Source organism: Pseudoduganella sp. GW821-FHT05F09 (genome assembly GCF_059419605.1).
Genome location: NZ_JBWKSD010000001.1, coordinates 484009 through 502208 on the forward strand (window position 1 = coordinate 484009; position 18200 = coordinate 502208).

Genomic DNA, 18200 nt, shown 5'->3' on the forward strand with positions numbered 1-18200 from the left:
ACCTTTAGAAAGAAATAGTATGGAAATCACCCGCCTGCACGTTGGCAAACGCCTGTCCGAAGCCGCCATCCACAATGGCACCGTCTATCTGGCCGGCCAGATTGCCGACGATCCCAGCAAGGACATCACCGGGCAGACCCAGGAAGTGCTGGCCGCCGTCGACCGCCTGCTGGCCGAAGCCGGCAGCGACAAGACCTGCATCCTGAGCACCGCCATCTACATCAAGGACATGGCGCTGTTCCCGGCCATGAACGAAGTGTGGGACAGCTGGGTAGCCCAGGGCCACACCCCGCCGCGCGCCACTGTGGAAGCCAAGCTGGCCAATCCGGCCTGCCTGGTGGAAGTCGTGGTCGTGGCAGCGCAGCGTTAACCGGAATTTGGAAATGCCGCCGTCCCCGCGCCTGCGGGGCGGCATGATTCAACAAAGTAAGAGGTAACATGGTTTCTATCGCAGCGCTGAACAGCGCAACGTCGGACCAGCTGGTCCAGGGCCTGTCGGCCGAAGACGGCGCGCGGGTGCTGGCCGCGCTGGACATGGCAAGCGCAGCGTATGGCGACAAGACCTGCAGCAGCGGCCAGGGTGCGTTCGAATTCGCCGTCGGCGTGGCGAGCACGCTGGCCTTCCTGCGCATCGACGCGGAGACCCGCATCGCCGGCCTGATGTTCGAGGCGACCCTGCTCGATCCGGCCCAGGCCCCCCATATCGAACCCAAATTCGGTCCCGCCGTGGCGGAACTGGTCAGCGGCGTGCGCCAGCTGATACGCCTGCGCGAGCTGACCCAGAGCCAGCCCGCCAGCGCCCCCGGGCGCGGCCGCAACGCCGCCCAGCAGGCCGTGGCGCAGGTGGAAACGCTGCGCAAGATGCTGTTGGCCATGGCCAGCGACATGCGCGTGGTGCTGGTGCGCCTGGCCTCCTGCGTGACCACCTTGCGCTATTTCGCCGAAATCAAGCGCTTCGACGACCTGACGCGCGACTACGGCCGCGAAACGCTGGACCTGTACGCGCCGCTGGCCAACCGGCTCGGCATCTGGCAGCTGAAGTGGGAGCTGGAAGACCTGTCGTTCCGCTTCATCGAGCCGGAAACCTATAAGCGCATCGCCAAGATGCTGGAAGAAAAGCGCATGATGCGCGAGGGCTTCGTCACGTCCTCCATCACGCGCCTGCAGAACGAACTGACCAGCGCCGGCATTTCGGCCGAGGTGTTCGGCCGGCCCAAGCACATCTATTCCATCTGGAGCAAGATGCGCGGCAAGGAGCTGGACTTCACCGAGCTGTACGACGTGCGCGCCTTCCGCGTCATCGTGGCCGACGTGAAGACCTGCTACACGGTGCTGGGCGTGGTGCACAATATCTGGACCCCGATCCCGAAAGAATTCGACGACTACATTTCGCGGCCCAAGCCGAACGGCTACCGCTCGCTGCACACCGTGGTGACGGCCGACGACGGCCGCCCGCTGGAAGTGCAGATCCGCACCCAGGAAATGCACAACTTCGCCGAGTACGGCGTGGCGGCGCACTGGCGCTACAAGGAGGAGGGCGGCTCCAACTTCCAGGGCCAGAAGTACGACGAGAAAATCGCCTGGCTGCGCCAGCTGCTGGCCTGGAAGTCCGACGTGGCCGACACCGTGGTGGGCCAGGAGGAAGTGCAGCGCGAGTGGGTGGAAAAGCTCAAGTCGGCCTCGCTGGACGACCGCATCTTCGTGCTCACGCCGCAGGCGCGGGTGCTGGAGCTGCCGGTGGGCGCCACGCCGATCGACTTCGCCTACCACCTGCACAGCGACGTGGGCCACCGCTGCCGCGGCGCGCGCGTGGACGGCGTGATGGTGCCGCTGAATACCCCGCTGAAAAACGGCCAGACCTGCGAGATCATCACCGCCAAGGGCGCGCCCGGCACGGCGGGGCCGTCGCGCGACTGGCTCAATCCGGAATACACGGTGGCCACCCGCACGCGCTCCAAGATCCGCGCCTGGTTCCACGCCATTGACCAGCAAGAGACCTTGTCGCACGGCCGCACGCTGGTGGAGAAGTCGCTGCAGCGCGAGGGCAAGACGGCGGTCAACCTGGAGGCGCTGGCGAACAAGCTGGGCTTCGCCAAGGTGGACGACCTGTTCATCTCGGTGGGCAAGGAGGAATTCAGCCTGCGCCACGTGGAGCAGGCGCTGCACGACACGGGCGAGCCGGTGGAGGTGGAGGACGCCGTGGTGCTCGGCAAGAGCCGCGCCTCCAGCGTGGAGCAGGGTGCCAAGTCGGGCGTGCTGGTGGTGGGCACGGACGGCTTGATGACGCAGCTGGCCAAGTGCTGCAAACCGGCGCCGCCGGACAGCATCGTCGGCTTCGTCACGCGCGGCAAGGGGGTGTCCATCCACCGCGCCACCTGCAAGAACTTCGCGGAGATGCGCGCCAAGGCGCCGGAGCGCGTCATCGTCACCGAGTGGGGGCGCGCCGTCAACGAGACCGTGTACCCGGTCGGCATCTTCGTGCTGGCGGGCGACCGCCAGGGCCTGCTGCGCGATATCTCCGAGATCTTCTCGCGTGAAAAGCTCAACGTGATCGGCGTGAATACGCAGAGCGCGAAGGGGCAGGCGCGCATGACCTTCACGGCCGAAATCGGCTCGACGGCGCAGCTGCAGAAGGCCTTGTCGGCGATTGCGGAAGTGAGCGGCGTGCTGGAAGCGCGCCGGTCCTGATGCGGCGGTGGGCTAGGGCGCCAGCTCGGCCTGCAGGGTAACGTGGTCTATGCCGTGCCGCGCCAGCAGCACGGCCTTGATGTCGGCCAGGATGGCGGGCCAGGCCTGCAGGTCGCGCACTTCGATGTGGCCGATCAGCGCAGGATGGCCCGGCGCCATCGACCACACGTGCAGATCGTGCACCGAGACCACGCCCGCCACCTGTTCCAGGTCCGCGCCCACCTGCGGATAATCGATCTGCTCCGGCACGCCCTCCATCAGGTGGTGGTAGGACTCGCGCAGTATCGCCAGCGTCGATTTCAGTATCAGCAGCGACACCAGGATGGACAGCAGCGGGTCGATCCGCATCCAGCCCGTGTACCAGATCACCGCGCCGGCCACCAGCGCCGCGACCGAGCCCAGCAAATCGCCCATCACATGCACCAGCGCGGCGCGCGTATTCATGCTTTTCTTGTCGTGCGACAGCACCCACGCCACCACCAGGTTGATGGCCAGGCCGATGGCCGCCACCACCATCACCATGCCCCCCTGCACCTGCTGCGGCGCGCTGAAGCGCTGCACCGCCTCGAACACGATCCAGCCCACCACGCCCAGCATCAGCAGGCCGTTGACGAAGGCGGCCAGCGCCTCGGCGCGGCCAAAGCCGAAGGAGTAGCGCGCCGACGGCGGCCGCTTGGCGATCAGCTGCGCCAGCAGGGCCAGGCCCAGCGCGGCGGCGTCGGTCACCATGTGGCCCGCGTCCGAGATCAGCGCCAGCGAATTGGCCAGGAAGCCGGACACCGCCTCCACGCCGGCAAAGCCCAGCGTCAGCGCCACCGCCCAGCCCAGCACCTTCAGGCTGCGGTCGCCCACATAATGTTTGTGCTCGGCGTCGCCGTCGTGGTGGGCGTGCAAATGGGTGGTGTCGGTATGGGTGTGCATGGTTTATTTATAGGTGCCGCAAGTGATGACGTAGGAACCCACCTGGCGGAACCAGGCCGACTTGGCCTGCAGTTGCCGCGTCAGCGGGTGTACCCATTTATAGTCGACCGGACCTTGCTGGCCTTTGCTGGCTTTGTCCAGGATCTCGCGCACGAACAGCTTGTCGTCTTCGTCGCGGTAGTCGAGCACGTTGATGCCCGCTAAACGCGGAAGCGCGCCGTGCGCCATTACCTTACCATGCCTGTCGTAAATGACAATATAGAGGTCGCGGTGGATGAAGCGGCCTTTCGGGTTGCTGGCCTCGAAGAAGGTCTTGTCGGCGCCTTCGTCGGCCAGGTAGGCGACGGCCTTGTTGATGAGGGCAAGGGCCTCGTCGGGCGTGCCGTGTTCGGCGGCGCCTGCGCCCAGGCAGAACAGCGCCGCGGCGAAGAAAGTGAGCAACTGTTTCATATTTTTGGTGTTTCGTGTAACGGCTGAATATAGCATAGTGGGTTGGAGCAATGTTTTCACATTTGCCCCTTGCGGATACGATTTTCACTCTCTATAATGCTGGTCTTCGGGCGGTTAGTTCAGCTGGTTAGAATACTTGGTCGACATCCAAGGGGTCGGGGATTCGAATTCCTCACCGCCCACCAGAACATGTAGTAAGATTGTTTTAGATGTAAATGCAGTACAAGCGCAGTACAAAGGGCGGTTAGTTCAGCTGGTTAGAATACTTGGTCGACATCCAAGGGGTCGGGGATTCGAATTCCTCACCGCCCACCACCAACACTATGTAAGAGCGAGAAAGGCAATCCGGTTATGACACCGCGAACTACTACCACGGTTAGTAAGTAACGCTAGTCTCCGGCTTTCTTTTGCTATCACATTGAGAAAAACGCGGCTAGCCCGCGTTTTTTTTCGTCCGCATTTCCCTATACTTCTGTTTTATCTATTTTCCGGCATCCGCCGACTGGAGAGCATGATGGTTGCAGTCCGACTTCCCGATGGTTCCGTACGTCAGTTCGACGCCGCAGTGACCGTGGCCCAGGTGGCCAGCAATATTTCCACCAGCCTAGGCAAGGCCGCGCTGGCCGGCAAGGTTGACGGCAAGGTCGTCGACACGTCCTTCCTGATCGAAAAAGATTCCGACGTCGCCATCGTCACCGACCGCGACGCCGAAGGCCTGGACGTGATCCGCCACTCCACCGCCCACTTGCTGGCCTACGCCGTCAAGGAGCTGTTCCCGGACGCGCAAGTGACCATAGGCCCGGTGATTGAAAACGGCTTCTACTACGACTTCTCGTACAAGCGCCCGTTCACCCCGGACGACCTGGTTGCCATCGAAAAGAAAATGGCCGAGCTGGCCAAGAAGGACGAGCCGGTCACCCGCAAGGTGCTGCCGCGCGACGAGGCCGTGGCCTACTTCAAGTCGATCAACGAGCACTACAAGGCCGAGATCATTTCCTCCATCCCGGCGGACCAGGATGTGTCGCTGTACTCGGAAGGCAATTTCACCGACCTGTGCCGCGGTCCGCACGTGCCGTCGACCGGCAAGCTGAAAGTGTTCAAGCTGATGAAGCTGGCCGGCGCCTACTGGCGCGGCGACTCGAAGAACGAGATGCTGCAGCGCGTCTACGGCACCGCCTGGACCAAGAAGGAAGACCAGGAGCAGTACCTGTTCCAGCTGGAAGAGGCGGAAAAGCGCGACCACCGCAAGCTGGGCAAGCAGCTGGACTTCTTCCACTTCCAGGACGAGGCGCCGGGCCTGGTGTTCTGGCATCCGAAGGGCTGGACCATCTGGCAGCAGGTTGAGCAGTACATGCGCAATAAATACCAGGTCAACGGCTACCAGGAAGTGAAGGCGCCGCAGATCCTGGACTCCAGCCTGTGGGGCAAGACCGGCCACTGGGACAACTACCGCGAAAACATGTTCGTGACGGAATCGGAAAACCGTTCCTACGCGCTCAAGCCGATGAACTGCCCGGGCCACGTGCAGATCTTCAACAGCAATATGCGCTCCTACCGCGACCTGCCGCTGCGCTACGGCGAGTTCGGCCAGTGCCACCGCAACGAGCCGTCCGGCGCGCTGCACGGCATCATGCGCGTGCGCGGCTTCACCCAGGACGACGGCCACATCTTCTGCACCGAAGAGCAGATCGAGCCGGAAGTGGTGTCCTTCCACACCCAGGCCATGGAAGTATATTCCGACTTCCACTTCGACAATATCGAAGTCAAGCTGGCGCTGCGCCCCGACAACCGCATCGGCACCGACGAGGTGTGGGACGAGGCGGAAGAGGCGCTGCGCTCCGGCCTGCGCGCCTGCGGCGTGACCTGGACCGAGCTGCCGGGCGAGGGCGCCTTCTACGGCCCGAAAATCGAATACCACCTGAAGGATTCGCTGGGCCGCCCATGGCAGGTCGGCACCATGCAGGTCGACTTCTTCATGCCGCAGCGCTTGGGCGCCGAATACGTGGCGGCCGACAACTCGCGCCAGGTGCCGGTCATGCTGCACCGCGCGATCGTGGGCTCGATGGAGCGCTTCATCGGCATCCTGATCGAAAACTACGCCGGCGCGCTGCCGATGTGGCTGGCGCCGGTGCAGGTGTCGGTGCTCAACATCTCCGACGCGCAGGCCGATTACGTCAACGATGTGGCCGCAAAGCTGCGCAAACAGGGCTTCCGCGTGCAGACCGATTTGCGCAACGAGAAGATTACGTATAAAATACGCGAACATTCCGTCCAAAAACTGCCTTACATTCTGGTTGTGGGCGACAAGGAACGGGATGCCAATACTGTGGCCGTGCGGGCGCGTGGCAATGTCGATCTGGGCGTAATGACCCTCGACGCACTGGTAGAGCGGCTCCAGCAGGACGTCGCCGCCAAAGCCTGATCCTGGGGAAACCCACATACCGGCCATTCATCGAATTTTTAAAGGAAACTACAATAGCTACTGACAAGTCGCATCGCATCAATGGCGAAATCACCGCTCCCGAAATGCGTCTGAGCGGGGTTGAAAACGAACCGCTCGGTATCGTGAGCCTGGCCGAAGCCTTCCGCATGGCGGAAGAATTGAACGTCGACCTGGTGGAGATCGCCCCTACGGCGGTTCCACCGGTGTGCCGTCTGATGGACTACGGCAAGTTCAAGTATTCGGAGCAGAAGAAAGCCCACGAAGCGAAGCTGAAGCAGAAGATCATCGCCGTGAAGGAAGTCAAATTCCGTCCGGGGACCGATGACGGCGATTACAATATCAAGCTGCGCAACCTCATCAAGTTCCTCGATGAAGGCGACAAGACCAAGATCACGCTGCGTTTCCGCGGCCGTGAGATGGCGCACCAGGATATTGGTTTCCGCATGCTGGAACGTCTGAAGGCCGACTTGGAGCCGTATGGCCAGGTCGAGCAGTTCCCGAAGATGGAAGGCCGCCAGATGATCATGATCCTGGCCCCGAAAAAGAAGAAATAAGAAGAATTTGCGGAATCTGATATATAATCACGTTCCGCAAAATGTAGTGGCCGTTGCAAGGCTGGCCGCTGCATCAACAAGTGAAAGCAGGCCTCTAAGCGCAGCGTAGTGCTGCCACCTGCAATCCTGTTAATTTGGAGCTGCCCGTAAGAGGGCAGATGTGTTATGCCAAAAATGAAGACCAAAAGCTCCGCGAAAAAGCGTTTTCGCGTGCGTCCAGGTGGTACTGTGAAATCGGGTATGGCTTTCAAGCGCCACATCCTGACCAAGAAGACCACCAAAAACAAGCGTCAGCTGCGTGGTACCCGTAACGTCAACGCGTCGGATGTAACGTCCGTCATGCGTATGATGCCTACCGCTTAATCTCACACTCATTTAAGGAGCTAATATGCCTCGAGTAAAACGTGGGGTTACTGCGCGTGCCCGTCATAAAAAAGTACTGAACCTGGCCAAGGGTTACCGTGGTCGCCGTAGCAAGGTATACCGTATTGCCAAGCAAGCAGTTATGCGCGCTGGCCAGTACGCTTACCGCGATCGCCGTAACAAGAAGCGCGTCTTCCGCCGCCTGTGGATCGCCCGTATCAACGCCGCTTCCCGTGAGCATGGCGTGACGTACAGCGTATTCATGAACGGTCTGAAGAAGGCGAACATCGAGCTGGACCGTAAGGTTCTGGCCGATATGGCTGTGATGGACAAGCCGGCTTTCGCCGCGATTGTCAACACCGTCAAAGCACAAATCGCTGCCTAATATCAGCGTTTGATGCGTAGCGCTGCTTCCGGCAGCGCATGAGAGCGGGGCAAGGTGTGAACCTGTGCCCCGTTTTTAATTTCCAAGACAGGAATATTGCATGAACTCCCTGGAAGAACTGGTCGTCTCGGCACGTGCTGACTTTATCGCCGCCGCGGACGCCGCCGCACTTGAAAACGCCAAAGCCAAGTATCTGGGCAAGACCGGCCAGATCACCGAATTGATGAAGGGCCTGGGCAAGCTCGACCCGGACGCGAAAAAAGCGCAGGGCGCGCTGATCAATGCCGCCAAAGTGCAGATCGAAGCCGCGCTGACCGCGCGCCGCGACGCCATGGCCGAAGCCCAGCTGCAAGCCCGCCTGAACGCGGAAGAAATCGACGTCACTTTGCCAGGCCGCGGCCGCGCCGGCGGTGGCCTGCATCCGGTCATGCGCACCTGGGAGCGCGTGGAGGAGATCTTCCGCTCGATCGGCTTCGACGTGGCCGGCGGCCCCGAGATCGAAACCGACTGGACCAACTTCACCGCACTGAACAGCCCGGAAAACCATCCGGCCCGCTCCATGCAGGACACCTTCTATGTGGACGGCAACGACAGCACCGGCAAGCCGCTGCTGCTGCGCACCCACACCAGCCCGATGCAGGTGCGCTATGCGCGCAGCCACACGCCGCCGATCAAGGTGATCGCGCCGGGCCGCACCTACCGCGTCGACAGCGACGCCACCCACTCGCCGATGTTCCACCAGGTCGAAGGCCTGTGGATCGCCGAGGACATCAGCTTCGCCGACCTGAAGGGCGTGTACCTGAACTTCGTCAAGGCCTTCTTCGAGACCGACGACCTGCAGGTGCGCTTCCGCCCATCGTATTTCCCGTTTACCGAACCGTCGGCCGAGATCGACATCGCCTTCGGCAGCGGTCCATTGAAGGGCCGCTGGCTGGAAGTGTCCGGCTCCGGCCAGGTGCACCCGTCGGTGGTGCGCAACTTCGGCCTCGATCCCGAGCGCTACATCGGTTTCGCGTTCGGCTCCGGCCTCGAGCGCCTGACCATGCTGCGTTACGGCATCAACGACCTGCGCCTGTTCTACGAAGGCGACCTGCGTTTCCTGAAACAGTTCAACTGAGGCACCACGAATATGCAATTCTCTGAAAATTGGCTGCGCACTCTCGTCGATCCGAAAATGACGTCGGATGAACTGGCGCACATGCTGACCATGTCCGGCCTGGAAGTGGAAGAAGTCGAACCGGTGGCGCCGCCGTTCTCCAACGTGGTCGTGGGCCACGTGCGCGAAATGGCCAAGCACCCGGACGCGGACCGCCTCAACGTCTGCCAGGTGGACGTGGGCACCGGCACCTTGCTCAACATCGTCTGCGGCGCGCCGAACGTGCGCCCCGGCCTGAAAGTGGTGTGCGCCATGGCCGGCGCCGTGCTGCCGCCGGGCGCGGACGGCAAGCCGTTTGAAATCAAGGTGGGCAAGCTGCGCGGCGTGGAGTCGCAGGGCATGCTGTGCTCGGCCAAGGAACTGAAGCTGTCGGAAGAGGGCTCCGGCCTGCTGGAACTGCCGGACGACGCGCCGGTGGGCCAGAACTTCCGCGACTACTACGCGCTGAACGACCTCAAGTTCACCATCAAGCTGACCCCGAACAAGGCCGACTGCCTGTCGGTGCTGGGCGTGGCGCGCGAAGTGTCGGCGCTGACCGGCGTGCCGCTGGCGCTGCCGGTGTTCCGCACCGTGCCGGTCACCATGCAGGAAGTGCTGCCGGTGAAGATCTCGGCGCCGGACCTGTGCGGCCGCTTCTCCGGCCGCGTGATCCGCAACCTGAACGCCAAGGCCGCCACCCCCGAGTGGATGAAGCAGCGCCTCGAGCGCAGCGGCCAGCGTTCGGTATCGGCGCTGGTGGACATCTCCAACTACGTGATGCTGGAACTGGGCCGTCCTACCCACGTGTTCGACCTGGCCAAGATCCACGGCGGCCTGGACGTGCGCTGGGGCAAAGCCGGCGAGACGCTGAAGCTGCTGAACGGTAACACCGTCGCGGTGGACGAGTGGGTCGGCGTGATCGCCGACGACAAGGAGCTCGAATCGCTGGCCGGCATCATGGGCGGCGACGCCACCGCCGTGTCGCTGGACACCGAGTCCATCTACCTGGAAGCGGCATTCTGGTGGCCGAACGCCATCCAGGGCCGCGCCCGCAAGTACAACTTCTCGACCGACGCGGCGCACCGCTTCGAGCGCGGCGTGGACTACGCCACCACGGTCGAGCACATCGAGCGCATCACCGCGCTGCTGGTGGAAATCTGCGGCACCCCGGCCACGCAAGTGGGCCCGGTGGACGACCAGATCGTCAACGTGCCGCAGCCGAAGCCGGTGCAGATGCGCACCGCGCGCGCCCAGAAAGTCATCGGCGTGCCGCTGACGGACGAGCTGGTGGCCGACATCTTCAAGCGCCTCGGCCTGCAGTTCACCCTGGCGCAGGGTGAAAACGGCGGCGTGTTCAGCGTGACCGCGCCGTCCTACCGTTTCGACATCGAAATCGAGGAAGACCTGATCGAAGAAGTGGCCCGCGTGTACGGCTTCGAGAACATTCCCGCCGTGGCCCCGGTGGCGCCGAACACCATGCACATCGCGCCTGAAAACACGCGCTCCCTGTTCGCCGTGCGCCACCAGCTGGCCGACCTCGGCTACCAGGAAGTGGTGAACATGAGCTTTGTGGAAGCCCAGTGGGAACTGGACTTCAATGGCAACGACAACCCGATCAAGCTGCAGAATCCGATCGCCAGCCAGCTGAGCGTGATGCGCTCCTCGCTGATCGGCAGCCTGGTGGCCAATGTGCGCTACAACCTGAACCGCAAAGCCAGCCGCGTGCGCGTGTTCGAGCTGGGCGCCATCTACCAGCGCGACGCGTCGGTGCAGGACGGCCCGCTGAGCGTGGCCGGCTACAGCCAGCCGCAGCGCGTGGCCGCGCTGGCCTACGGTCCGGTGGCCGACGAGCAGTGGGGCCAGGACAGCCGCCTGGTCGATTACTTCGACGTGAAGGCCGACCTGGAGCACCTGTTCGCGCCGCAAACGCTGCGTTTCAGCAAGGCGGCCCACCCCGGCCTGCACCCCGGCCGCTCGGCGAATATCGAGCTGGACGGCAAAGTGATCGGCTTTATCGGCGAATTGCATCCGCGCTGGCTGCAGAAATATGACCTGCCGCAAGCGCCGGTGCTGTTCGAGGTGGATGCTATTGCCTTGCAGCAACGCAATGTGCCAAAATACAGCGAGATCTCCAAATTCCCCGGCGCCACGCGCGACCTGGCCTTGGTGGTGAAACAGGCTGTCCCGGCGCAGGATCTGCTCGACGCTTTCGCTGCCGCGCAGGCCGCGCACGCGCACGGCAAGTTAGTGCAAGCCATTGTTTTGTTTGATGAATATCGCGGCAAAGGGCTGGAATCGGACGAGAAATCGCTTGCTTTCCGCTTTAGCTTGCAAGATACTCAAAACACCCTGCAGGACGATGTGGTGGACGCAGTGATGAGCGCGCTGGCCGAGTCCGCGCAGCAAAAACACGGCGCCAAACTGCGCAGCTGACAGGCACAGGCATCCCAGGAATCCGGCCCTTGCCGGATTCCGGTTCTTTTTATAGGCAGGGCAGCAAAATTAATAATAACGACGTTGATACCGCCGTACTCGAGTCCGCTCTGGATGCCGAGCTGCACAGCGCGATGCTGGTGGCCAAGGTACGCCAGGAAGCGGAAAAGGACATGCCCACGCTGACCAAGGCGGAGCTGGCAGAGCTGCTGTTCGAGCAGGTCGGCCTGAACAAGCGCGAGGCCAAGGACATGGTGGAAACCTTTTTTGACGAGATCCGCAACGCGCTTGAGCGCGGCGAAGCCGTCAAGCTGTCCGGATTCGGCAATTTCCAGCTGCGCGACAAGCCGCAGCGTCCCGGTCGCAACCCCAAGACCGGGGAAGAGATTCCCATCACCGCGCGCCGCGTGGTGACTTTCCATGCCAGCCAGAAGCTCAAGAGCATGGTCGAGGAAAGCAGTCCCATGGCGCGTGCCGCCTGAGTGAGGCCGCAGCATGAACGATAGGCCAGGCAAGTCGGAACTGGTGGTGCTGCCGCCCATCCCCGCCAAGCGCTATTTCACGATAGGCGAGGTGAGCGAGCTGTGCGGCGTAAAGCCGCATGTGCTGCGCTACTGGGAGCAGGAATTCACCCAGCTCAAGCCCGTCAAGCGGCGCGGCAACCGGCGCTACTACCAGCATCATGAGGTGCTGCTGATACGCCGCATACGCGAGCTGTTATATGAACAAGGTTTTACCATTAGCGGGGCGCGCAACAAACTCGATAGCCGCAGTGCCGATCCGGCGCAGGCAGGGTATGATGAGTATGAGCGCCAGGCGCCGGCAGTGCAGGCGCCGCCGCTGGACCGGGACATGATACGCAGTGAACTGCAGGCCATACTTGCCCTGCTAGGCTGACAAGCCGGGCGGCCAGGATGGCGGCACCAAGGCGCGGACAGCGCCTTTTTTTTGGTACGAGCCATGCTACAGTAATAATATTATTATTTTGTAAGCGGAGCGCGGGACTTTCCCATACACGGAAGACACGAGGGAGCACATGATACGCGTTGCCATATGTGACGATCATCAAATAGTCAGGGCTGGCTTCAAGCAGATTTTCTCGTCCGAGGACGACTTTAATGTGGTGGCGGAAGGCAGCACCGGGCGCGAAGCGCTGGATATTGCCCGCCGCGAGATTTGCGACGTGCTGCTGCTGGATATCGCCATGCCGGACCAGTCCGGCATCGATACGCTGCGCACCATACGCCAGGGCCAGCCGGACCTGCCGGTACTGATTTTGTCCGGCTATCCGGCGCAGCAGTATGCGCTGAACCTGTTCAAGATGGGCGCCAACGGCTATCTGAACAAGGAATGCGAGGCCAACGAACTGATCACGGCGGTGCGCACCGTGCACCAGGGCCGCCGCTATGTGAGCTCGCAGGTGGGCGAACTGCTGGCGCAAAGCTTCGACCGCGACCCCAACACGGCGCTGCACACCGAGCTGTCGGACCGCGAGTTCCAGGTCTTCCTGCGCCTGGCGCGCGGCGCCACGGTGAGCGATATCGGCGTGGCGCTGTCGCTCAGCATCAAGACCGTCAGCACCTACCGCACCCGCATCATGGAAAAAATGGGCCTGCAATCGAACAGCGATCTGACCTATTATGCAATGAAGAACAACTTGCTGGATTAAGCGCGGGTCGAGGAAACCTGGGGCGCGCACGTTAGGAAACTGGTGCGGCGCAGCAAAAAACGGCAGGGTCTATAATGGCCCTGCCATAAAGGCTGCTCATCTAGCAAAGGATGCCTATCAGGATGTATTTCACCGTCGACGCGGCGCCCCACCACAGACTGCCCCTGTACAAGACCGTACTGTGCGTCACCTGCGCACTGATACTGATCGTGAACGGCTTCAGCCTGTTTCACAACCTGCAATCACTCAAGGGCGCCAACTTCCAGTTGAGCCAGTCCTCGCGGGTGGCGGAACGCCTGCAATACCTGAACGTGCTGGTGCTCGATGCCGAGAGCAGCATGCGGGGCTATTTCGTGTCCGGCAAAGAGGCCTACCTGGGGCCGACGCGCACCGTCACCGCCGAGACCGAAGCCGAATTCAAGGAACTGGAACTGCTGCTGGCCGACAGCCCCTCGCAGCTGAAAAACCTGGCCCAGCTGCACACCATCGTGCGCCGCAAGCTGGCGCTGATGGGGCAGTCGATCGAGGTCTACCGGCACGGCGGCCTGGACGACATCGTCAACATCGCCAAGGTCAGCGACGACCGCGCCTCGATGGACGAGCTGCGCCTGCTGGTGGTCATCATGGTGCAGGAGCAGAACGAAACCCTGGCCGCGCGCAGCGCCAGCTTCTACCAGCAATACCAGAAGACCGTGCTGCTGGGCATGGGCATCAACGCCGTGGCCATCTTTGTGCTGGTGATGTTCTACCAGCTGGTGCGGCGCAGCTTCCGCAACCAGGCCGCCGTCGAGCACGCCTTGCAGATGTCGAACGACACCCTCGAATCCATGGTGGCGCAGCGCACCGAGCAGCTGTCCGTGCTGTCGCGCCACCTGATCAGCATCAGCGAGGAGGAAAAAGTGCGCCTGTCGCGCGAGCTGCACGACGAAATGGGCGCCCACCTGACGTCCATCAGCATGGACCTGGGCGCCGTCATGCAGCAGCTGCAAAAGACCGATCCCGAACTGGCGGGCCAGCTCAAGCGCGCCCGCGCCACCTTGCTCGAGGCGGTGGAAATGAAGCGCCGCATTATCGAAAACCTGCGCCCCAGCCTGCTGGACAACCTGGGCCTGTGCGCCGCCATCGAAAGCTATTGCGAAGAATTCAGCCGCATGTCCACTTTGCCGTGCGAGACCGATATCGCGCGCCATATCGACGGCGTGGCCAAGGCGCGCGACGCCAGCCTGGCCATCGCCTTGTTCCGCATCGTGCAGGAATCGCTGACCAATATCCGCAAATACGCGCGCGCCACCAAGGTCACGGTGACGCTGACGTGCAGCGAGGAACTGCTGGTGCTGCGCGTGATCGACGACGGCGTGGGCATAGAGTCGAACACGCTGGTGAAGCCGATGTCGCATGGCCTGCTGGGCATGCGCGAACGCGCGCTGCTGCTGGGCGGCACGCTGACCATACGGCGCGGCCGCAACGACAAGGGGACCTGTATCGAGGTGCATATACCGCTGCGCGCCAAGGCTGATCTTGCCGAGCCGGGCCAGCCTAGCGGCCTGCCACGTCCACCAGCAGGCGATCGTACTCCGTCTTCGCCACCTTATAGCACTCGCCCGCATAGCGTTCCAAGCCTGAACGATCAATGACGGTGATGTTGCCGCGGCGGTAGGTGATCAGGCCGTCTTCCTGCAGCTTGCCGGCGGCGGCGGTGATGCTTTCGCGGCGCACGCCCAGCATGATGGAAATCATTTCCTGGGTCACTTTCAGCTCGTTGCTCAGCGAGCGGTCCAGGCGGTCCAGCAGCCAGCGGCACAGCTTCTGCTCGATCGAGCTGTGGCGGCCGCCGACGGCATTCTGCGCCATCTGCGCAAACAGCGCGTGGTTGTAGCGCATCAGCAGCTGGGGCAGGGCGCCGCCCTGGTTGAAGGCCTCGCGCAGATGCTGGGCTTTCAGGCGGTAGCCGTAGCCGGCGCTCTGCACCACCGCGCTGCACATGGCGCGCTCGCCGGGGAACATCGACACGCCCACCACGCCTTCATGGCCCACCACCGCGATCTCGGTGGTGGCGCCGTCCTCCATCACATACAGCAGCGAGACGATGGCGGTGGTGGGGAAATACACATTTTCCAGCTTGCTGCCGAACTCGAACAGCTCCTTGCCGAAGGGCAGGGTCACCAGTTCCAGGTGTTCGAACAGCGATTCCAGGACTTCACGAGGCAAGGCGGCCAGCAGTTCGTTCTGCTGTGTACCGCTATAGCTGACAACCGGCCGGGACGCAACTTTGAATTCCCGCGAGCCTATGGGCATCGTCTGGGAGAGCGACAGTTTTGCGGTATCGCTGCTAAGTTGAGTGTTGTTCATTTTATTCCTCACAGGCTAAGTACAGGGCCGCAAAGGACGCCGGTTTGCTATCTCCGGGTGGGCTTCTGTTCTCGCACCACTTTATCCATCGCGTTGTTAGCACTTTAGGCTTGTATGTGCCTGACGAACATAAGACGGGGCACCGCTCCCGTGTAGGCTGCATGCATGGCGCCTTGTCAGCCCAGTCCTACCGCAACAAATCGCGGCGGGGCACGCGGAACGCATACCGGCTTTACAAAACTGTCCCAAGATGGCTGCAGTTGGTCAAAAGGAGGATGCGATGGGGAACGATGAAAGCATGCGGCAATTCGGCCGGCAGCTGGGCCTGGTCGTGCTGGGCACGGCGTTGATACTGCTGGCGCCGCTGCTGGCGATGCAGTTCACCGATGAGGTGGCGTGGGACGGCTACGATTTTGCCGCCGCCGCCGTGCTGCTGGCGGGCGCCGGCCTGGTCTACCTGATCCTGGCGAGGCTGTTCCGCAGCGCGCGCAGCAGGCTGCTGCTGGGCATGGCCATGGCGGCGGTGCTGCTGCTGGCGTGGGCGGAGCTCGCGGTGGGCGTGTTCGGCACGCCCTTCGCGGGAAGTTAGCCCAGCAGGCGCTCGCGCTTGCGCGACACTATCGTCGGTTTGTTGGCGCTCCACTCGCGGGCCGGGGCCACGGTTTCCAGCGGGGCGGCGGGGCGCGGTGCGCCCGCTGCCGGGGCCGGGCCGGCGTGGCCGTCCAGGCGGAAGCGGCTCACCGCCTGGCCCAGCTGCGCCGCTTCCTCGTGCAGGCGGTCCGCGCCGGCCGAGGCCTGCAGCACCAGCGCGCCGTTCTGGCGCGTCATGTCTTCGATGCGCGCCAGGGCGTGGTCCACCTGCTCGATTTCGCTGCGCTGCACCGCTTCGGCGGCGCTGATCTGCTCGATGATGGCGGCGGTCTGCTGCACCGACTGCACCACCTGCGTCATGGTGGCGCCGGCCGAGTTCACCAGGGCGCTGCCGGCCTCCACCTGCTTGACCGAATCGCCGATCAGCTTCTTGATTTCCAGCGCGGCCGAGGCCGAGCGCTGCGCCAGGCTGCGCACCTCGCCCGCCACCACGGCAAAGCCGCGCCCCTGCTCGCCGGCGCGGGCCGCTTCCACGGCCGCGTTGAGGGCCAAGATATTGGTCTGGAAGGCGATGCCGTCGATGACGCCGATAATGTCGCTGATCTTGTCCGAGCTGGCGCGGATGCCGGCCATGGTGTCGACCACGGCGGCCACGCTGCGCCCGCCCTGCAGCGCAATGCCGGAGGCGCTGTGCACCAGCCGGCGGCCGCTTTCGGCGTGGGCCGCGTTGCGCTGCACGGTGGCGGTCAGCGCGCGCATCGAGGCCACGGTGGCGGACAGGTCGTCCGCCTGGGCTTCGGTGTGGCCGGACAGGGCGGCGTTGCCGCTGGCCAGTTCGTCGGCGCCGTCGGCGATGCGGCCGGCGCCGCTGCGGATATCGTCCACCAGCAAGGCCAGCGATTGCGTCATAGCGCCGAAGGAGTTCACCAGGCTGCCGATCTCGTCGCGCGCCGGCGAGCTGATTTCCACCGCCAGGTCGCCGGCGGCGGCGGCCTGCACGGCGCGGTTCAGGCTGGCCACGTCGCGCGAGAAGGACAGGTAGAAGCCGGCGAACAGCAGCGCCGCCAGCGCCAGCGCGGCGGCCACGCCGGCCAGCATCAGGTCGCGGCGCCACTGGTCGCGCGCCATGCGCTCGGCCAGCAGCTGGTCCAGCGCCGTGGCGGAAGCGGCCGCGAAGCCGTACAGCTTGCCGATGGCCTCGTTGCCGGCGGCGCTGAATTCCTTGCCGCTGGTCTGGTTGTAGGAGTTGCTCACTTCGTTCTTGTTGCGTTCCAAAAAGGCCAGCGCGGCGGGCACGGCCGCCAGGTGCGGCTGCAGCGCCGTTTTCAGCTGCGGGTTGTGCTGCAGTATGGTTGCGGCCTCGGCCGGCAAACGCTCCAGCTTGTGGCGCGCCAGCAGCGCGGTGGCGTTGACCAGCTGGTCCTCATTGCCTTCAAACAGGCCGCTGTCGATATAGGCTGCGCCGCGCGCGGCCAGCATGGACAGGTCTTCCGCCACTTGGGGCAAGGTTTGCTGGAAGGTGGAGATCAGGTAGTGGGTTTGCACTTCCGGGTCCAGGCTGAGGCTGGAGCGGTCCGCCACCAGCGTGCTCAGTTTGGCGAGCTGGCTCAGCAGTGTACCGTGCGCGTCCATACTGTCTTTCGGGCTTATAGTATTTTGACGATCAGCCAGCGTCTTCCACGTCTGGCGTACCGCAGTCCATTCCGGCAGGGCCGCCAGGCCGGCCGCGTCCTGCTGCCAATTGTCCAGCCGCTTCAGCCGGGTTTCGATATCGCCGCGCAGCGCCGCGCCGTCCAGCGGCTGGCGCGCGGCCAAGCGCAGCCTTTCCAGTGTGCGGTGCTGCTGCGCCAGCTGGCTGAGCTGTTGCAGCTGGCTGATGTAGGCCACGCCGCGCTGCTCGCCCTCCGTCACGGCCAGCGATTTGTGCAGTTCGTGCATCAGCAGCGCCGTCACCAGCAGCAGCGGCAGCAGGAAAACCAGCGTCACCAGTACGAATTTGGGGAACAGGCGCAGGCGCTGCATCAGGGCGATGGCGGGGCCGAACAGGGTATTCATCAGTATTCCACGTTGTAAGATTTCCACACTGCAATAATGCCTGCCGATTGTTACAACTTCGTGAATGAAAAGCCGGCTAGTGTGATTATTCGAGAGATTTTCCGACGCGAAACGTGCCATTCTTGGTAGAATTTTCCAAGTGGGAAGTTCAATTGTATTTTTAT

The 18200-nt window shown here is 63.1% G+C and carries 17 protein-coding genes and 2 tRNA genes; 15 read left to right on the top strand and 4 right to left on the bottom strand.

Features of this window, described 5'->3' with window-relative positions; translation table 11 throughout:
* Positions 1 to 19 precede the first annotated feature (19 nt).
* Both AC07S4_RS02010 and AC07S4_RS02015 read left to right on the top strand, forming a co-directional pair.
* Positions 20 to 370 carry a RidA family protein gene (locus tag AC07S4_RS02010; protein ID WP_161075031.1) on the top strand — a complete coding sequence of 117 codons (351 nt, stop codon included), beginning with the start codon at positions 20 to 22 and terminating at the stop codon, positions 368 to 370.
* 68 nt (positions 371 to 438) lie between these two features.
* On the top strand, positions 439 to 2688 hold the full coding sequence (locus AC07S4_RS02015; RefSeq protein ID WP_494985003.1) for a RelA/SpoT family protein: 2250 nt from the start codon (positions 439 to 441) through the stop codon (positions 2686 to 2688).
* A 12-nt stretch (positions 2689 to 2700) separates the two neighbouring features.
* On the opposite strand, the gene AC07S4_RS02020 is transcribed toward AC07S4_RS02015, so the two are convergent.
* Positions 2701 to 3609 carry a cation diffusion facilitator family transporter gene (locus AC07S4_RS02020; RefSeq protein WP_494985004.1) on the bottom strand — a complete coding sequence of 303 codons (909 nt, stop codon included), beginning with the start codon at positions 3607 to 3609 and terminating at the stop codon, positions 2701 to 2703.
* Positions 3610 to 3612: 3 nt separating this feature from the next.
* A complete protein-coding gene (locus AC07S4_RS02025; protein WP_494985005.1) occupies positions 3613 to 4059 on the bottom strand; it encodes a cache domain-containing protein in 447 nt (148 codons plus the stop codon).
* Positions 4060 to 4167: 108 nt separating this feature from the next.
* Between AC07S4_RS02025 and AC07S4_RS02030 the strand changes: the two genes are divergently transcribed.
* From AC07S4_RS02030 to AC07S4_RS02085, 12 genes are all read left to right on the top strand, one after another.
* A tRNA-Val gene (locus tag AC07S4_RS02030) sits at positions 4168 to 4244 on the top strand.
* 53 nt (positions 4245 to 4297) lie between these two features.
* Positions 4298 to 4374: transfer RNA gene (locus AC07S4_RS02035), tRNA-Val, on the top strand.
* Between the two features lie 199 nt (positions 4375 to 4573).
* Entirely contained in the window at positions 4574 to 6481 is a 1908-nt protein-coding gene (thrS, locus tag AC07S4_RS02040) for a threonine--tRNA ligase (RefSeq protein WP_494985594.1), read from the top strand.
* 29 nt (positions 6482 to 6510) lie between these two features.
* Positions 6511 to 7056, top strand: coding sequence for a translation initiation factor IF-3 (gene infC, locus AC07S4_RS02045; RefSeq protein WP_494985595.1), 546 nt, complete (start codon positions 6511 to 6513; stop codon positions 7054 to 7056).
* Between the two features lie 165 nt (positions 7057 to 7221).
* On the top strand, positions 7222 to 7419 hold the full coding sequence (gene rpmI / locus AC07S4_RS02050; protein WP_161075035.1) for a 50S ribosomal protein L35: 198 nt from the start codon (positions 7222 to 7224) through the stop codon (positions 7417 to 7419).
* Between the two features lie 25 nt (positions 7420 to 7444).
* On the top strand, positions 7445 to 7804 hold the full coding sequence (rplT, locus tag AC07S4_RS02055) for a 50S ribosomal protein L20 (protein WP_028833836.1): 360 nt from the start codon (positions 7445 to 7447) through the stop codon (positions 7802 to 7804).
* Positions 7805 to 7904: 100 nt separating this feature from the next.
* Positions 7905 to 8921: a phenylalanine--tRNA ligase subunit alpha gene (gene pheS, locus AC07S4_RS02060; RefSeq protein ID WP_161075036.1), complete on the top strand. Its 1017-nt coding sequence runs from the start codon at positions 7905 to 7907 to the stop codon at positions 8919 to 8921.
* Positions 8922 to 8933: 12 nt separating this feature from the next.
* The gene (pheT, locus tag AC07S4_RS02065) at positions 8934 to 11372 is read left to right on the top strand and encodes a phenylalanine--tRNA ligase subunit beta (protein ID WP_494985006.1); all 2439 of its coding nucleotides are present in this window, start codon (positions 8934 to 8936) and stop codon (positions 11370 to 11372) included.
* 134 nt (positions 11373 to 11506) lie between these two features.
* Positions 11507 to 11854 (top strand): integration host factor subunit alpha, encoded by a 348-nt coding sequence (locus AC07S4_RS02070; protein WP_056391332.1) that lies wholly within the window; start codon positions 11507 to 11509, stop codon positions 11852 to 11854.
* Between the two features lie 13 nt (positions 11855 to 11867).
* Entirely contained in the window at positions 11868 to 12269 is a 402-nt protein-coding gene (locus AC07S4_RS02075) for a MerR family transcriptional regulator (RefSeq protein WP_494985007.1), read from the top strand.
* Between the two features lie 139 nt (positions 12270 to 12408).
* Positions 12409 to 13041, top strand: coding sequence for a response regulator (locus tag AC07S4_RS02080; protein ID WP_161075039.1), 633 nt, complete (start codon positions 12409 to 12411; stop codon positions 13039 to 13041).
* Positions 13042 to 13163: 122 nt separating this feature from the next.
* On the top strand, positions 13164 to 14675 hold the full coding sequence (locus AC07S4_RS02085; protein WP_494985596.1) for a CHASE3 domain-containing protein: 1512 nt from the start codon (positions 13164 to 13166) through the stop codon (positions 14673 to 14675).
* Here the strand turns inward: AC07S4_RS02085 and AC07S4_RS02090 are convergent.
* Positions 14578 to 15390 (bottom strand): Crp/Fnr family transcriptional regulator, encoded by an 813-nt coding sequence (locus AC07S4_RS02090; RefSeq protein ID WP_494985008.1) that lies wholly within the window; start codon positions 15388 to 15390, stop codon positions 14578 to 14580. The genes AC07S4_RS02085 and AC07S4_RS02090 overlap by 98 nt on opposite strands.
* A 280-nt stretch (positions 15391 to 15670) precedes the next feature.
* Between AC07S4_RS02090 and AC07S4_RS02095 the strand changes: the two genes are divergently transcribed.
* On the top strand, positions 15671 to 15979 hold the full coding sequence (locus AC07S4_RS02095; protein WP_494985009.1) for a hypothetical protein: 309 nt from the start codon (positions 15671 to 15673) through the stop codon (positions 15977 to 15979).
* Here the strand turns inward: AC07S4_RS02095 and AC07S4_RS02100 are convergent.
* Positions 15976 to 18036 carry a methyl-accepting chemotaxis protein gene (locus tag AC07S4_RS02100; RefSeq protein ID WP_494985010.1) on the bottom strand — a complete coding sequence of 687 codons (2061 nt, stop codon included), beginning with the start codon at positions 18034 to 18036 and terminating at the stop codon, positions 15976 to 15978. The two genes, AC07S4_RS02095 and AC07S4_RS02100, sit on opposite strands and share 4 nt — an antisense overlap.
* Positions 18037 to 18200: the final 164 nt, after the last annotated feature.

What these genes read in the sequence shown, in the direction of transcription:
- AC07S4_RS02010 (WP_161075031.1), top strand. Translation starts at nt 20, where the DNA reads ATGGAAATCACCCGCCTGCACGTTGGCAAACGCCTGTCCGAAGCCGCC.
- AC07S4_RS02015 (WP_494985003.1), top strand. Translation starts at nt 439, where the DNA reads ATGGTTTCTATCGCAGCGCTGAACAGCGCAACGTCGGACCAGCTGGTC.
- AC07S4_RS02020 (WP_494985004.1), bottom strand. Translation starts at nt 3,609, where the DNA reads ATGCACACCCATACCGACACCACCCATTTGCACGCCCACCACGACGGC.
- AC07S4_RS02025 (WP_494985005.1), bottom strand. Translation starts at nt 4,059, where the DNA reads ATGAAACAGTTGCTCACTTTCTTCGCCGCGGCGCTGTTCTGCCTGGGC.
- thrS (WP_494985594.1), top strand. Translation starts at nt 4,574, where the DNA reads ATGGTTGCAGTCCGACTTCCCGATGGTTCCGTACGTCAGTTCGACGCC.
- rpmI (WP_161075035.1), top strand. Translation starts at nt 7,222, where the DNA reads ATGCCAAAAATGAAGACCAAAAGCTCCGCGAAAAAGCGTTTTCGCGTG.
- rplT (WP_028833836.1), top strand. Translation starts at nt 7,445, where the DNA reads ATGCCTCGAGTAAAACGTGGGGTTACTGCGCGTGCCCGTCATAAAAAA.
- pheS (WP_161075036.1), top strand. Translation starts at nt 7,905, where the DNA reads ATGAACTCCCTGGAAGAACTGGTCGTCTCGGCACGTGCTGACTTTATC.
- pheT (WP_494985006.1), top strand. Translation starts at nt 8,934, where the DNA reads ATGCAATTCTCTGAAAATTGGCTGCGCACTCTCGTCGATCCGAAAATG.
- AC07S4_RS02070 (WP_056391332.1), top strand. Translation starts at nt 11,507, where the DNA reads ATGCTGGTGGCCAAGGTACGCCAGGAAGCGGAAAAGGACATGCCCACG.
- AC07S4_RS02075 (WP_494985007.1), top strand. Translation starts at nt 11,868, where the DNA reads ATGAACGATAGGCCAGGCAAGTCGGAACTGGTGGTGCTGCCGCCCATC.
- AC07S4_RS02080 (WP_161075039.1), top strand. Translation starts at nt 12,409, where the DNA reads ATGATACGCGTTGCCATATGTGACGATCATCAAATAGTCAGGGCTGGC.
- AC07S4_RS02085 (WP_494985596.1), top strand. Translation starts at nt 13,164, where the DNA reads ATGTATTTCACCGTCGACGCGGCGCCCCACCACAGACTGCCCCTGTAC.
- AC07S4_RS02090 (WP_494985008.1), bottom strand. Translation starts at nt 15,390, where the DNA reads ATGAACAACACTCAACTTAGCAGCGATACCGCAAAACTGTCGCTCTCC.
- AC07S4_RS02095 (WP_494985009.1), top strand. Translation starts at nt 15,671, where the DNA reads ATGGGGAACGATGAAAGCATGCGGCAATTCGGCCGGCAGCTGGGCCTG.
- AC07S4_RS02100 (WP_494985010.1), bottom strand. Translation starts at nt 18,036, where the DNA reads ATGAATACCCTGTTCGGCCCCGCCATCGCCCTGATGCAGCGCCTGCGC.